Origin of the sequence: Paracoccus angustae (assembly GCF_042648745.1) — a bacterium.
Lineage (GTDB): Bacteria > Pseudomonadota > Alphaproteobacteria > Rhodobacterales > Rhodobacteraceae > Paracoccus > Paracoccus angustae.
Map to the genome: position 1 here is coordinate 166,772 of NZ_JBHRXY010000007.1, position 13,093 is coordinate 179,864.

At 67.9% G+C, this 13,093-nt stretch carries 14 protein-coding genes and 1 pseudogene; 9 read left to right on the forward strand and 6 right to left on the reverse strand.

The annotated features are described in order from the left end of the window. Window positions 1-395: 395 nt before the first annotated feature. From ACFOM8_RS11345 to tuf, 5 genes are all read right to left on the reverse strand, one after another. On the reverse strand, window positions 396-1,970 hold the full coding sequence (locus ACFOM8_RS11345) for a GMC family oxidoreductase (RefSeq protein ID WP_377761453.1): 1,575 nt from the start codon (window positions 1,968-1,970) through the stop codon (window positions 396-398). 17 nt (window positions 1,971-1,987) lie between these two features. Beyond that, window positions 1,988-2,509, reverse strand: a complete 522-nt coding sequence (locus tag ACFOM8_RS11350; protein ID WP_377761454.1) for a Twin-arginine translocation pathway signal — start codon at window positions 2,507-2,509, stop codon at window positions 1,988-1,990. 55 nt (window positions 2,510-2,564) lie between these two features. Continuing rightward, window positions 2,565-2,960, reverse strand: a complete 396-nt coding sequence (locus tag ACFOM8_RS11355) for a VOC family protein (RefSeq protein WP_377761455.1) — start codon at window positions 2,958-2,960, stop codon at window positions 2,565-2,567. A gap of 84 nt (window positions 2,961-3,044) precedes the next feature. Continuing rightward, complete coding sequence (locus tag ACFOM8_RS11360; protein ID WP_377761456.1) at window positions 3,045-3,335, reverse strand: ribbon-helix-helix domain-containing protein; 291 nt, start codon at window positions 3,333-3,335, stop codon at window positions 3,045-3,047. 356 nt (window positions 3,336-3,691) lie between these two features. Next, window positions 3,692-4,867: an elongation factor Tu gene (gene tuf / locus ACFOM8_RS11365; RefSeq protein WP_377761435.1), complete on the reverse strand. Its 1,176-nt coding sequence runs from the start codon at window positions 4,865-4,867 to the stop codon at window positions 3,692-3,694. Between the two features lie 232 nt (window positions 4,868-5,099). On the opposite strand from tuf, the gene ACFOM8_RS11370 reads away from it, so the two are divergent. From ACFOM8_RS11370 to ACFOM8_RS11385, 4 genes are all read left to right on the forward strand, one after another. Continuing rightward, window positions 5,100-6,011, forward strand: a complete 912-nt coding sequence (locus tag ACFOM8_RS11370) for a tellurite resistance TerB family protein (RefSeq protein WP_377761457.1) — start codon at window positions 5,100-5,102, stop codon at window positions 6,009-6,011. A gap of 139 nt (window positions 6,012-6,150) precedes the next feature. Continuing rightward, a complete protein-coding gene (locus tag ACFOM8_RS11375; protein ID WP_377761458.1) occupies window positions 6,151-6,606 on the forward strand; it encodes a c-type cytochrome in 456 nt (151 codons plus the stop codon). Then, window positions 6,606-7,190, forward strand: coding sequence for a cytochrome b/b6 domain-containing protein (locus ACFOM8_RS11380; protein WP_377761459.1), 585 nt, complete (start codon window positions 6,606-6,608; stop codon window positions 7,188-7,190). The genes ACFOM8_RS11375 and ACFOM8_RS11380 overlap by 1 nt, the downstream gene beginning before the upstream one ends. A gap of 56 nt (window positions 7,191-7,246) precedes the next feature. Further along, entirely contained in the window at window positions 7,247-8,155 is a 909-nt protein-coding gene (locus ACFOM8_RS11385) for an SDR family oxidoreductase (RefSeq protein WP_377761460.1), read from the forward strand. A gap of 261 nt (window positions 8,156-8,416) precedes the next feature. On the opposite strand, the gene parC is transcribed toward ACFOM8_RS11385, so the two are convergent. After that, window positions 8,417-10,669: a DNA topoisomerase IV subunit A gene (parC, locus tag ACFOM8_RS11390; protein ID WP_377761461.1), complete on the reverse strand. Its 2,253-nt coding sequence runs from the start codon at window positions 10,667-10,669 to the stop codon at window positions 8,417-8,419. Window positions 10,670-10,792: 123 nt separating this feature from the next. Between parC and ACFOM8_RS11395 the strand changes: the two genes are divergently transcribed. The 5 genes and pseudogenes from ACFOM8_RS11395 to ACFOM8_RS11415 form a co-directional block, all read left to right on the forward strand. Continuing rightward, window positions 10,793-11,284: an SH3 domain-containing protein gene (locus ACFOM8_RS11395; protein WP_377761462.1), complete on the forward strand. Its 492-nt coding sequence runs from the start codon at window positions 10,793-10,795 to the stop codon at window positions 11,282-11,284. Continuing rightward, a complete protein-coding gene (locus ACFOM8_RS11400) occupies window positions 11,281-12,099 on the forward strand; it encodes an SDR family NAD(P)-dependent oxidoreductase (RefSeq protein WP_377761463.1) in 819 nt (272 codons plus the stop codon). Before ACFOM8_RS11395 ends, ACFOM8_RS11400 begins: the two co-directional genes overlap by 4 nt. A 27-nt stretch (window positions 12,100-12,126) precedes the next feature. Next, window positions 12,127-12,327: a twin transmembrane helix small protein gene (locus tag ACFOM8_RS11405; RefSeq protein WP_377761464.1), complete on the forward strand. Its 201-nt coding sequence runs from the start codon at window positions 12,127-12,129 to the stop codon at window positions 12,325-12,327. Beyond that, window positions 12,327-12,899, forward strand: coding sequence for a cob(I)yrinic acid a,c-diamide adenosyltransferase (locus tag ACFOM8_RS11410; RefSeq protein ID WP_377761465.1), 573 nt, complete (start codon window positions 12,327-12,329; stop codon window positions 12,897-12,899). Before ACFOM8_RS11405 ends, ACFOM8_RS11410 begins: the two co-directional genes overlap by 1 nt. Window positions 12,900-13,017: 118 nt before the next feature. After that, window positions 13,018-13,093 (forward strand): annotated as a pseudogene (locus tag ACFOM8_RS11415) (electron transfer flavoprotein subunit beta/FixA family protein); the annotation flags it as partial.

Genomic DNA, 13,093 nt, shown 5'->3' on the forward strand with positions numbered 1-13,093 from the left:
GGCATGGACCGGTCGCGCGCCTGGCGCGGCCGTCGGCCACAAGAGCCGGCGCACCGCGCCGAGGTATTGCACCGGCCCGCTCTTGCCCATTCTCAACCGCCGGATGCCCAGGGACGCCGGCGCGGCTCCGCAAGACCTCCGCGCCTTGGTGTCAGTGGCCGGGATGCCGATAAGGTCGTTCATGGCGGAAACCTCCTGACCGGCAGCATAGGCTGCCGGTCCTGACAGGTCACGTCAGCAGGCGGGGCTTGCCTCGTGGCGGGGGCGCCTTCGCCGGACCCTTGAAGGATCGGTGGCGATCTCGGCGCGCGGTGAAGGCGATGGCGATGGCCAGGCCAGGCAATGCCAGGCGCCGCAAGTTGTGAATGGCCCCTCTCTCCCTACCAGAGGTTTGATCAGACGTTCCCGGCCGCCATCTCCTTTGCGATGTGATCGGCCTGGCGGATCGCCAGGGCGACAATGGTCAGCGTCGGGTTTTCCGCGGCCCCCGTCGTGAACTGGCTGCCGTCCGAGACGAACAGGTTCGGGATGTCGTGGCTTTGGCCGTGCTTGTTGACCACGCCGTCCTCGGGCCGTTCCGACATGCGGTTGGTTCCCAGGTTGTGCGTGGACGGGTAAGGCGGCGTCGGCATGGTGCGGGTCGCGCCCACGGCCTTGTAGATCGCCTGGCCACGCGCATAGGCGTGGTCGCGCATCGCGATGTCGTTCGGATGGTCGCTGAAGTTGACGTTGGCGACCTTCAGGCCGAACTTGTCGGCGGTGTCGGACAGGGTGACGCGGTTTTCGGCCTGGGGCATGTCCTCGCCCACGATCCACATGCCCGCCATGTTCTCGTAGCTGTCGAGCGCCGTGGTGAACTCCCGCCCCCAAGCGCCGGGATCCAGGAAGGCGGCCATGAAGGGCAGGCCCAGGGACAGCGTTTCCAGCTCGTAGCCGCCCACGAACCCGCGCGAGGGGTCGTGCCGGGCCTCGTCGCGGATGATCCCGGCCATGGTCGTGCCGCGCCACATCCGCACGGGATGCTCGAAGGTCGCATAAACCGATCCGGTCGTGTGGCGCATGTAGTTGCGCCCCACCTGCCCCGAGCGGTTGGCAAGCCCGTCGGGGAACATCGCGGAATGCGAATTGAGCAGCAGGCGCGGGGATTCGAAACTGTTGCCCGCCACCGCGACCAGGCGCGCCTTCTGCATGTGCAGGTTGCCGTCCGCGTCGAAATACTCGACCCCCGTCACCTTACCGCTGTCGTCGTGCAAGATGCGGGCGACATGGGCGCGGTCGCGGACCTCGAGGTTGCCGGTCGCCTCGCCGCGCGGGATGTCGGTATAGGCGCTGGACCACTTGGCGCCCCATTTGCAGCCCTGAAAGCAGAAGCCGGTCTGCTGACAGGCCATCCGGTCGTCGTAATCGGCGCTGTTGATCGCCATGTTGCCGGTATGGACCTCTTTGTAGCCGACCGCCAGGGCGCCCTTTTCGAAGACCTTGTAGTTGTTGTTGCCGGGCAGGCGCGCGCGTCCGCCGACGCCGGTCACGCCCAGCTTGGCCTCGGCCTTGTCATACCAGGGCGCCATCTCGGCCCCGTCGATGGGCCAGTCCAGCAGGGATGCCCCTTCCACCGCGCCGTAATTCGTCAGCGCCTTCCATTCATGGTCCTGGAACCGCAGGGACGCGCCCGCCCAGTGGACGCTGGTTCCGCCCACCGCCTTGACGATCCAGGCGGGCAGGCCGGAAAAGTCCTTGGCCACCCGCCAGTCGCCGCTGGTGGTGCGCGGGTCCGTCCAGGCCAGTTGCCCGAAGCTTTCCCATTCGTCGTTAACGTAATCCTCGGGCATGTAGCGCCCGCCGGCTTCCAGCGCCACGACCTTGACGCCCTTCTGCGCCAGTTCGTTGGCCAGCACCCCGCCGCCCGCGCCGGTGCCCACGATGACGACCACGCTGTCGTCGGTCAGTTCGAATTTGGCTGCCTTCGCCATGATTGCTGCCCTCCCCCTTACAGCCAGTCGATGTCGTCGAAGCCGCGGGCGATGTATCCGCCCTGCGAGAAGGACTCGCCCTCGTATCCGAAGATCGGCCAGACCTCTTTCTGGTTGTAAAGCCCGGTCACCAGCCCGCCGCGCACCGTCTGAAAGAACGGCGTGTCCTCGATCCGGCGCAGGATGGCGACGCGCTCGTCCTCCCATCCGGCGGCCAGGTAGCTGTCGAAGCCCGCCTGTTTGGCGGCGGCGTCCAGGGCGGCGATGCCGTCGGCCACCATGCGCTTCTGGTCGGTCACGTCATAGGACTTGACGGCCACCGCGTAATAGCGGTCGCCCAGGCGGTCGTGCGGATAGATGTCGCGCGCCATTTGCAGCAGCGTCGCCATCTCGTGTTCGCTGATCGCCGTCACCTCGACCGCCCAGGCGGCGTCGGGGGCCGCGATGAAGCCCGGCCCGGCCACCGCCAAGGCGCCCGCCGCCGCCGCGCGCGACAGCAGCGCGCGCCGGGTCAGCCCCTGCTTGCGTAGTTGGGACATTCTCTCCTCCCCTGTTGTCGCTGCCGCGCGGGCCCCTCCAACCGGCGCGGCACCGTTACCTGTAGCGGCCTCCCCGCCCGATCACCTCGATCTGGTATCCGTCGGGATCGGCGATAAAGAAGAACCGCGCGATCACCTCGCCGCCCGGGGCGAAATCGACCAGCTTGCGCGGGGCATAGCCAAGATCGGCGATGCGGGCGTGTTCGGCGTCCACGTCGTCCACGGTGAAGGCCACATGGCCGTAGCCGTCGCCCAGGGCATAGGGATCGGTCCGGCCCTTGTTGACGGTCAGTTCCAGCTCGGCCTCGCTTTCGCCGTTGGACAGGTAGATCAGCGTGAAGTCCGGGAAATCCAGCCGCTCGGCCACTTTCAGGCCGAAGCAGCGGTCATAGAATTCGACCGAACGCGCCTCGTCCAGAACGCGGATCATCGAGTGGACATATTTCGCCATGCCAAGCCTCCGTAGCCTTTTCTTCTCCTCAGGCTAGGGAATCGCGGAAGGACGCGGGTAGTATCGGATTACTACAGCCGTCTTTTATTCGGCTGCGATGGCCTGGGGCATCTGCTGGTCATCGCCCAGGTGGATCGTGCAGGCGCAGCGCAGCAGCGAGGTGAAGTTGCGCGCCTCGCCATGCAGTTCCAGCACCTCGGCGTGCAGCTTGGAGATGAAGGCGGGGGTGGAAACGCCCTCGCGCGCGGCGATGTCGTCCAGGATGCGCCAGAAGGCGCGTTCCAGCCGGATCGAGGTGGATTGCCCGTTCAGCCGCAGCCTGCGGGTGACGGTTTCATAGCGTTCGGGGTGCTGCCCCGCGAAGATCTGGCACATGGGCTTGATCCAAAAGGTCCTGTGGGCCGATCCTGCGGCAGGACGGGCGGTGGGTCAATGCAACCTTTGGCCAGCAAGGGGACCGAACGAAGCCGCCCGGTCAGGCGCGGGGCCAGCGTGGATCAGCCGTTCGGCAAACCAAGCGGCAAGCTCATCGAAGGATGTTGCCCCAACGGCCGTCGCGGATCGCCTATCGGTTCGCCATCCGAAACATTCAACTGTGCGGCACGGTCCGAAATCGCGGCATACCAGAGCCATCGTCCCATTCAAAAAGCCGCCCCCTTTTCGGAGGCGGCTCTTTGTCGCGCGGTGCGGCGGAGCGGGGTGGGGCGGAAGCCCGGCCCGTCCCTTTCCGATCACTTCAGGATTTTCGACACCACGCCGGCGCCGACGGTGCGGCCGCCTTCGCGGATCGCGAAGCGCAGCTTTTCCTCCATCGCGATCGGCGCGATCAGCTCCACCGTGAACTTCAGGTTGTCGCCCGGCATCACCATCTCGGTGCCCTCGGGCAGCTTGACGGTGCCGGTCACGTCCGTGGTCCGGAAGTAGAACTGCGGACGGTAGTTCGCGAAGAACGGCGTGTGGCGGCCGCCTTCCTCCTTGGTCAGGATATAGGCCTCGGCCTCGAACTCGGTGTGCGGCTTGACCGAACCGGGCTTGCACAGAACCTGGCCGCGCTCCACCCCGTCGCGGTCCACGCCGCGCAAAAGCGCGCCGATGTTGTCGCCCGCCTCGCCGCGGTCCAGCAGCTTGCGGAACATCTCGACGCCCGTGCAGGTGGTCTTGCGGGTGTCGCGGATGCCCACGATCTCAAGCTCGTCGCCGACGTTCACCGCGCCGCGCTCGACCCGCCCGGTCACAACCGTGCCCCGGCCCGAGATCGAGAACACGTCCTCGATCGGCATCAGGAACGGCTGGTCGATGGCGCGCTCGGGGGTCGGGATGTATTCGTCCACGGCCTTGATCAGCGCCCGGATCGAATCCTCGCCGATCTCCTTGTCGCGGCCTTCCAAAGCCGCCAGCGCCGAGCCCTTGATGATCGGAATGTCGTCGCCCGGATAGTCGTAGGAGGACAGAAGCTCGCGCACCTCCATCTCGACCAGTTCCAGCAGCTCCTCGTCGTCGACCTGATCGACCTTGTTCAGATACACGACCATGTAGGGAATGCCCACCTGGCGGCCCAGAAGGATGTGCTCGCGCGTTTGCGGCATCGGCCCGTCGGCGGCGTTCACCACCAGGATCGCGCCGTCCATCTGCGCCGCCCCGGTGATCATGTTCTTGACGTAGTCGGCGTGGCCCGGGCAGTCCACGTGCGCGTAATGGCGCGCCTCCGATTCGTATTCAACATGCGCCGTCGAGATGGTGATCCCGCGCGCCCGCTCCTCGGGGGCGCCGTCGATCTGGTCATAGGCGCGGAATTCGCCGAAATACTTCGTGATCGCAGCCGTCAGCGTCGTCTTGCCGTGGTCAACGTGACCAATCGTGCCAATGTTGACGTGCGGTTTCGTCCGTTCAAACTTTGCCTTTGCCATCTACGGCCTCTCCTGATCGCGGGGCATGGCGAGACGGCCCCGAATTAAGCGTGCGCCGCGATTTATAAGCCGCCCTGGGAAAAATCAAGGGCGTGCGGGCGCGGGATGCGGGCGCGGGATCCCGCACGAGCCGATTGCCCGCCGGAACCATTGGCGGCACAGTTCTGTTCGGACGACGAAGACCGGGACGGCGTCGCCGCCCTGACACCGAGTATCGGAGGAGGTTTTTCCCATGAGCCTGATGAAAACCCTGGGCCGGGTCGCAGCCGGCGTCATTCTTGCCAAGGGCATCGGCGCCGCGATGCAGCAGCACCAAAAAAGGCAGCCCGGCCAGGTCACCCGGAACCGCAGCCAGGGCGGCCTTCTGGGCGAGCTGTTCGGCAACAACACCGGCTCCGGCGCGGGCGGCAGCCTGAACGACATGCTGGGCCAGGTTCTGGGCGGCGGCCGCGCGGGCCAGGGGACGCGCTATGGCGGCCCGCATTCGCAAGGGGCCTCGGGCGGGCTTGGCGGGCTGCTGGACGGCCTGACCACCCGCGCCCGCAGCGGAGGCGGCGGGGGCGGCGGTCTGGGCGATCTGCTGGGACAGCTGGGCGGCGGCGCCAAGACCCGCAGCGCGGGCAGCGGCGGGGGTCTGGGCGGCCTTCTGGGCGGCGCCGCGGCAGGCGGGATGGCGGGCAGCCTTGCCAGCAAGGATTCGCAGCCCACGAACGACGCAAGCTTCGGCGAACTGTTCAACGATGCCGTTGTCAAGCAGGGCGAACCCGAGGTGGCCCCCACGCCCGAACAGAACGCGGTGGCGGGGCTGATGCTGCGCGCGATGATCCAGGCCGCCAAGTCCGACGGCACCATCGACGAGGCTGAACGGCAGCGTCTTCTTGGCAAGCTGGGCGACGACCTGGACGACGAGGAACGCCAGTTCATCCGCGACCAGATGGCCGCCCCCGTCGATCCCGAGGCGCTGGCCCGCGACGTGCCGGCGGGCCTGGAATCGCAGGTCTACCTGATGTCGCTTCTGGCCATCGACCTAGATCACGACGACGAGGTGCGCTACCTGGACCGGCTGGCGCGGGCGCTGAAGCTGGATCGTCCCGCCGTGGACGAGATCCACCGCCAGGTCGGAGTGGCCAATCCCAACGCCTGATCCCGCAAGGCGGCCCCTTCGGGGGCCGTTTTCGCAAATCCATGATTGCCTTCGGTCCGATTGATCCGGCATTTTGATTCTGCCAGTGTTTTCCACAGCGTTCCGTTCATCACCGCCAGTCCCCTTCAGGAGCCAGCCCATGACCCCCGTCAAAGCGATCACCCTTGCCGCAGCCCTTGCCCTTCCCGCGCTTGCCCTGGCCCAGGATGCCGAAGACGCGGTCGAGGCCCGGGGCGGCTTCATGACGATGCTGGGCATCAACATGGGCCAGCTTGCCGGCATGGCAAAGGGAGAGATCGCCTATGACGAGGCCGCGGCGTCCCTGGCCGCCGCCAACATCGTCGCGCTGACGCAATACGACGCGCCGTCGCTGTTCGTCGAGGGCACCTCGTCCGAGGAGATGCGCGGATCCGAGGCGCTGCCCGCGATCTGGGAAAACCCAGACGATTTCCGCGCCAGCTTCGTGGCCCTGCGCGAGGCGGCGGCGGGCAGCCCGGATGCCGTCAAGGGCGGCCAGGGCAATGTCGGCCCGGTGGTGCAAAAACTGGGCGGCGCCTGCAAGAACTGCCACGACGACTACCGCAAGGAGGACTGATGGCCGGCGACCGCGCGCATCGCGAACGGATCTGGGATCCGGCGCTGCGGGCCTTTCACTGGACCTTGGCGGCCCTGGTGATCGCCAACTGGCTGCTGGGCAAGATCGGCCCGACGGACATGACCCTGCATTTCTGGCTGGGATACGCGGTGATCGCGCTTTTGCTGTTCAGGCTGGTGTGGGGCTTTGTCGGCCCCGCCCCGGCGCGCTTCGCCCAGTTCGTGCGCGGACCCCGCGCGGTGTTGGCCTATGCCCGGGAAATGATCCGTCCCCGCCCCACCCATTGGCCCGGCCACAGCCCGGTGGGGGCCCTGGCCGTCCTGGCGATGCTGGCGGTGCTGATCGGACAGGTGACGACCGGGCTGTTCGCCGATCCCGACGACTACATCAATGTCGGACCCTTGGCCTCGCAGGTCAGTTCGGCGACCTCGCGCGCGGCCCTGCGCTGGCATCATCGCGGGGCGGACCTGATCCTGATCCTGGTGCTGCTGCATTGGGCGGCGGTCCTGTTCTACCGCCTGTGGAAGCGCGAGGATCTGGTGCGGCCCATGATCACCGGCTGGAAATGGGTGCGGCGGCGGTAACGGGGAACCCTTGCCGCCGGGGCTTGTTGGACAGGGCAACGCGAAAGGAAAGCCCCATGCCCGCCGACACCCCAGACCAACCCTTCCGCAGCGGCGCGATCCGGGATCCCCGGCTGCCCCGACCCGATTTCCCCGCGCAGGAACAGCAGGCCCCCGGCCTCGCCTGCCGCATGGATCCCCTGCCCGACCATGGCGAGACCAGCTACCGCGGCAACGGCCGCCTGAAGGGCAAGCGCGCGCTGATCACCGGTGGTGACAGCGGCATCGGCGCCGCCGCGGCCATCGCCTATGCCCGCGAGGGGGCGGACGTGGCCATCTGCTACCTGCCCGCCGAACAGGAGGACGCCGACAAGGTCGTCGCCCTGATCGAGGCCGAGGGCCGCCGCGCCGCCGCCATTCCCGGCGACCTGCGCGACGAGGGTTTCTGCAAGTCTCTGGTCGCCAGGGCGGTCGAGGCCCTGGGCGGGCTGGACATCCTGGTCAACAACGCCGGCCGCCAGCAGTTCTGCGAAAAGCTGGAGGATCTGACGACCGAGGCCTTCGACGCCACCATGAAGACCAATGTCTATGCGCCCTTCTGGGTGACGCGGGCCGCCCTGCCGCATCTGGAACCGGGCGCGTCGATCATCATCACCTCGTCCGTGCAGGCCTTTTCGCCGTCCGACATCCTGTTCGACTATGCGCAATCCAAGGCCGCCAACGTCGCCTTCGCGCAGTCTCTGGCCAAGCAGCTTGCCCCCCGCGGCATCCGCGTGAACGCCGTCTGCCCCGGTCCCTTCTGGACCGCGCTGCAAGTCTCGGGCGGGCAGCCGACCAGAAAGGCGGCGGAACACGGCAAGAACCAGCCCCTGGGCCGTCCCGGCCAGCCTGTCGAACTCGCCCCGATCTATGTGCTGCTGGCGTCCGACGAGGCAAGTTACATCACGGGCGAATATTTCGGATCGGTCGGCGGCGGCGGCCTTTAAGGCAAGGCAGAAAAGATTCTCGCCTCCGGCGGGGATATTTAAACGAAGTTGAAAGACTTTCGCGGCCATCATGGAACCACGGTACAGGCGGGGACGCCGATGACCGTCGAAGGTGAAAGCCCGCTGCCCCGTCGCATCATGCCAACGCGGCAGCGGGCCGCCAATTCATCTTCGCCTTAAATATCCTGGGGAGGCCGCCGCGCAGCGGCGGGCGGGGCGAAGCCCCCGAACAGAAAGGCGCCAAAGGGCGCAAGCCCTTCGTCAGTTGAACCTGTTGTTGCGCGGGAAGCCCCGCGGGGCCATGCGCCCGGCGCCCGACCGCTTGCCCAGCCATTCGCTCAGGTCAGGCTCGGTCCGGGTTCGGCCGCCGCTTTCCTGCCAGCGCAGGCCCTCGGCCAGGGTGATGAAGGCCGCGTCGGACAGAGTGTCCCCCGCGACCAATCCCCCGCCGCTGCCGTATTTTTGCAGCTTGACGCCCTTGCCGCGCGCCATTTCGGGCAGTTCCGTGATCGGGAACACCAGCATCTTGCGGTTCGTGCCGACCACCGCGACATGATCGCCGCCGACCGGGCGGCACAGCAGCGCCTCGCCGTTCAGCACCTGCTTGCCGGTCTTGGTCTGCGCCAGGATGTCGCCCGCCCCCACGATGAAGCCGTCGCCCGCCTTCGAGGCGACCAAGTATTTCCGGTCCGCCCGCCAAGGGAACATGGTTATGATCTCGGCCTCGTTCGGCAGGTCGATCATCAGGCGCAAGGGCTCGCCCATGCCGCGGCCGCCGGGCAGGTTGTTGGCGGGCAGCGTGTAGAAGCGGCCGTTCGAGGCAAAGATCATCAACTTGTCGGTGGTTTCCGCATGGAGGGCCAGGCCGGGGCCGTCGCCGTCCTTGAACTTCACCTCGGCATCCAGCGGCTGGTGGCCCTTCATGCTGCGGATCCAGCCCATCTTCGACAGGATCACCGTCAGCGGCTCCCGCTCGATCATCGATTCCAGGTCGATGGGCGCGATCTCCTGCGCCTCGGCGATCTGCGTCCGGCGCTGGCCCTCGGGCCGGGACTTGCCGAACAGGTTGCGCACCTCTTTCAGTTGGTCGCCGATACGCGTCCATTGCACGCGTTCGTCGGCCAGCATCGCCGCAAGGCCCTGGCGTTCCTCCAGCAGCGCGTCGCGTTCGGCGCGCAGCTCGATCTCCTCAAGACGGCGCAAGGCGCGCAGGCGCATGTTCAGGATCGCCTCGACCTGCGCCTCGGTCAGGCCGAACTCGGCCATCATCACGGGCTTCGGCTCGTCCTCGTGGCGGATGATGGCGATCACGCGGTCGAGGTTCAGATAGGCCACCAGATAGCCTTCCAGCACCTCGAGCCGGGCGGCGATCCTGTCCAGCCGGTAGTTGGCGCGCCGCACCAGCACCTCGCGGCGGTGGTCCAGAAAAGCGCGCAGAACCTCCTTGAGCGAGCAGACCTTGGGCACGCGCCCGTCGATCAGCACGTTCATGTTCATGCTGAAGCGGATCTCCAGGTCGCTGACGCGGAACAGCGCGGCCATCAACTGCTCGGGATCGACGGTGCGGGCCTTGGGCTCCAGCACGATGCGGATGTCCTCGGCGGATTCGTCGCGGACATCGGCCAGGATCGGGATGCGCTTCGTGCCGATCAGCTCGGCCAGGCGTTCGATCAGCTTGGACTTCTGGACCTGGTACGGGATTTCGGTCACGACGATCTGCCACAGGCCCCGGCCCAGATCCTCCTGGGTCCAGCGGGCGCGGACGCGGAAGGCGCCGCGGCCGGTGCGGTAGGCGTCGGCGATGGTTTCGCGGTTTTCCACGATCACGCCGCCGGTGGGAAAGTCCGGGCCCCCGACGATGCCCGCCAGCGTGTCGTCGCGCGCGTCGGGCGTCTTGATCAGGTGCAGGCAGGCGTCGATCACCTCATGGAGGTTGTGGGGCGGGATGTTGGTGGCCATCCCGACCGCGATGCCGGATGCGCCATTGGCCAGCAGGTTCGGGAAGGCCGAGGGCAGGACCACGGGTTCCTGCAAGGTGCCGTCGTAGTTGGGGCGGAAATCGACCGCATCCTCGGCCAGACCGTCCATCAGGCTTTCGGACGCCTGCGCCAGCCGCGCCTCGGTGTAGCGGGCGGCGGCCGGGTTGTCGCCGTCGATGTTGCCGAAGTTGCCCTGCCCGTCCACCAGCGGATAGCGCATGGCGAAATCCTGGGCCAGCCGCGCCATCGCGTCATAGATCGCCGCGTCCCCGTGCGGGTGATAGTTGCCCATCACGTCGCCGGTGATCTTGGCCGACTTGCGGAACGCCCCGTTCGGAGCCAGCCGCAATTCGCGCATCGCGTAAAGGATCCGGCGATGGACCGGCTTCAGCCCGTCGCGCGCATCGGGCAGCGCCCGGTGCATGATCGTGGACAGGGCATAGGTCAGATACCGCTCGCCGATGGCGCGGCTGAGGGGTTCGGACTGGGTGTTGTCGTCGGGATCAGCGGGGGGATCGGGGGGCAGGCTGGACATGGGCCATCAGATAGGGCGCGGCGCGCGCGCGGTCCAGCATGAATCGCGGAACGGCTTCACGGGCGTTGGCGTTGCGCTGCCGCATGGGTTAACAAGATCCCGAAGGATCGGCGGGGGGCACGGATGATCAGACTGGGCGCGCTGATACTGGCCACCCTGGCCGGGCTGTTCCTGGCGCTGTCGGTCTGGGGCGACGGCAACCCGCGCGCCGACCGCCGCCCCGCGCCCGAACCGGTGCCCGCCGCGCGCGACGAGGGCGCGGCGCCCCTGCCAACCGTTCCGCCGCCGCCCGTCACCCCCGCCGTGGTCCAGGCCGCGACGCAAACCCCCCAGCAGGTGCAGCGGTTTCCCGGTCCGGCGCTGCGCCCCTCGCCCGAACACGCCGGCGAGGCCCCTGCCCCTTCCCTGCCCTCAGGTCCGGTGCTGTATGTCACGGGCGACCGGGTGAACATGCGGGCCGGGCCATCGACCGGCGACCGGGTCGTCGCCTCGCTGGGGCGCGGCGCGGCGGTCCAGCCGCTTGGCCCCACCGATGCCGAATGGGTGAACATCCGCAACGCCGACGGCCGCACGGGCTATGTCGCGGGCCGCTTCCTGTCGGCGAACGCCCCGTGAGCAAACGCGTCCTGATCACCGGCTGCTCCTCGGGGATCGGCCTTGATGCCGCGCGCCGGATGCAGTCGCTGGGCTGGCAGGTCGTCGCCACCTGCCGCAGGCCCGAGGACATCGCCGCCCGCCGCGCCGAAGGGATGGAGTGCCATCACCTGGAACTGTCCGACGGGGACAGCGTGGCGCGGCTGGCGGACCAGGCGCTGGCGGGCGGACCGCTGGACGCCCTGGTCAACAACGCCGCCTTTGCCCTGCCCGGCGCGGTCGAGGACATGCCCCGCGGCGCCCTGCGGTCGATCTTCGAGGCGAACCTGTTCGGCACCCACGATCTGACCGTCCGCCTGATCCCGCATTTCCGCAGGAATGGCGGGCGGATCGTCAACATCAGCTCGGTCCTGGGCCTGATCGGCATCCGGTGGCGCGGACCCTATGTCGCGACCAAGTTCGCGCTGGAAGGTTTGACCGACGTGCTGCGGCTGGAAATGTCGGGCACCCCCGTCAAGGTCATCCTGATCGAGCCCGGTCCCATCGCCAGCCGCATCCGCGCGAACGCCATTCCGCATTTCGAACGATGGGTGGACTGGCCGAACAGCGCCCGCGCGGACGAATACCGGGCCAGCCTGCTGAAGCGGCTTTACGAACCCTCGGGCAAGGACCGGTTCGAACTGCCGCCCTCGGCCGTCAGCGACCGGATCGTCCATGCGCTGACCGCGGCCCGGCCCCGTCCGCGCTATTACGTCACCACGCCCACCTGGATGTCCGGCACCGCGCGCCGGCTTCTGCCCACGCGCGCACTGGACTGGTTCGCGCGCCACGGCTAGGGTTTCCGCCAACGAAAGGCAGTTCGCATGACCGACAGTCCCCTGTTCTACGTGATCGCGCTGACGATGCTGGCGGTGCTCGTGATCCTCGCCACGGGCATCGGCGGCTTCGCCAAGGGCGGCGACTGGAACCGCAAGCACGGCAATCGGATGATGCGCTGGCGCATCATCGCGCAGGCCGTGGCCGTGGCGCTGATCATGCTGTTCGTGTGGCTGGGGGGGCGCTGATGGTTGTCCTGAACCGGATCTACACCCGCACCGGCGACGGGGGCGACACCGCCCTGTCGGACGGCAGCCGGGTCGCCAAGCACGACCCCCGGGTCGAGGCCTATGGAACGGTGGACGAGTTGAACGCGACGCTGGGCCTTTGCCGCCTGCACGCAAGCGGCGATCTGGCCGACCGGCTGGCGGTGATCCAGAACGACCTGTTCGACCTGGGCGCGGACCTTGCGCGGCCGGGCATGGCCGCCGACGGCCAGGCGGGCCATCCCGTCCTGCGCATGATCGACACCCAGGTCGCGCGCCTGGAATCCGAGATCGACGCGATGAACGCCGCCCTGAACCCGCTGCGCAGCTTCGTCCTGCCGGGCGGGTCCGTTCTGGCCGCGCATCTGCACCTGTCGCGCACCGTGGCACGCCGGGCCGAACGCCGGGCGACGGAACTCGCGGCGGGCGGCGATGTGAACGGGGCGGCGATCCGCTATCTCAACCGCCTGTCCGACTGGCTGTTCGTGGCGGCGCGCGTGGCCAACAATGGCGGGGCCGACGACATCCTGTGGGTTCCCGGGGCCAGCCGTTGAAGGGTGCCCGCATCGCGGACCGACGCAAACGCAGCGTCGGAAGGCGCTTTTGTCTTGTATCGCGCGCCGATCCCTCGGTAACACTGCCCCCGACAAGCGATAAAGGGGAGCGCAGCCCATGAAGATCCTGGTGCCCGTGAAGCGGGTGATCGACTACAACGTGAAGGCTCGGGTGAAGGCGGACGGGTCCGGCG

What these genes read in the sequence shown, in the direction of transcription:
- ACFOM8_RS11345 (WP_377761453.1), bottom strand. Translation starts at nt 1,970, where the DNA reads ATGGCGAAGGCAGCCAAATTCGAACTGACCGACGACAGCGTGGTCGTC.
- ACFOM8_RS11350 (WP_377761454.1), bottom strand. Translation starts at nt 2,509, where the DNA reads ATGTCCCAACTACGCAAGCAGGGGCTGACCCGGCGCGCGCTGCTGTCG.
- ACFOM8_RS11355 (WP_377761455.1), bottom strand. Translation starts at nt 2,960, where the DNA reads ATGGCGAAATATGTCCACTCGATGATCCGCGTTCTGGACGAGGCGCGT.
- ACFOM8_RS11360 (WP_377761456.1), bottom strand. Translation starts at nt 3,335, where the DNA reads ATGTGCCAGATCTTCGCGGGGCAGCACCCCGAACGCTATGAAACCGTC.
- tuf (WP_377761435.1), bottom strand. Translation starts at nt 4,867, where the DNA reads ATGGCAAAGGCAAAGTTTGAACGGACGAAACCGCACGTCAACATTGGC.
- ACFOM8_RS11370 (WP_377761457.1), top strand. Translation starts at nt 5,100, where the DNA reads ATGAGCCTGATGAAAACCCTGGGCCGGGTCGCAGCCGGCGTCATTCTT.
- ACFOM8_RS11375 (WP_377761458.1), top strand. Translation starts at nt 6,151, where the DNA reads ATGACCCCCGTCAAAGCGATCACCCTTGCCGCAGCCCTTGCCCTTCCC.
- ACFOM8_RS11380 (WP_377761459.1), top strand. Translation starts at nt 6,606, where the DNA reads ATGGCCGGCGACCGCGCGCATCGCGAACGGATCTGGGATCCGGCGCTG.
- ACFOM8_RS11385 (WP_377761460.1), top strand. Translation starts at nt 7,247, where the DNA reads ATGCCCGCCGACACCCCAGACCAACCCTTCCGCAGCGGCGCGATCCGG.
- parC (WP_377761461.1), bottom strand. Translation starts at nt 10,669, where the DNA reads ATGTCCAGCCTGCCCCCCGATCCCCCCGCTGATCCCGACGACAACACC.
- ACFOM8_RS11395 (WP_377761462.1), top strand. Translation starts at nt 10,793, where the DNA reads ATGATCAGACTGGGCGCGCTGATACTGGCCACCCTGGCCGGGCTGTTC.
- ACFOM8_RS11405 (WP_377761464.1), top strand. Translation starts at nt 12,127, where the DNA reads ATGACCGACAGTCCCCTGTTCTACGTGATCGCGCTGACGATGCTGGCG.
- ACFOM8_RS11410 (WP_377761465.1), top strand. Translation starts at nt 12,327, where the DNA reads ATGGTTGTCCTGAACCGGATCTACACCCGCACCGGCGACGGGGGCGAC.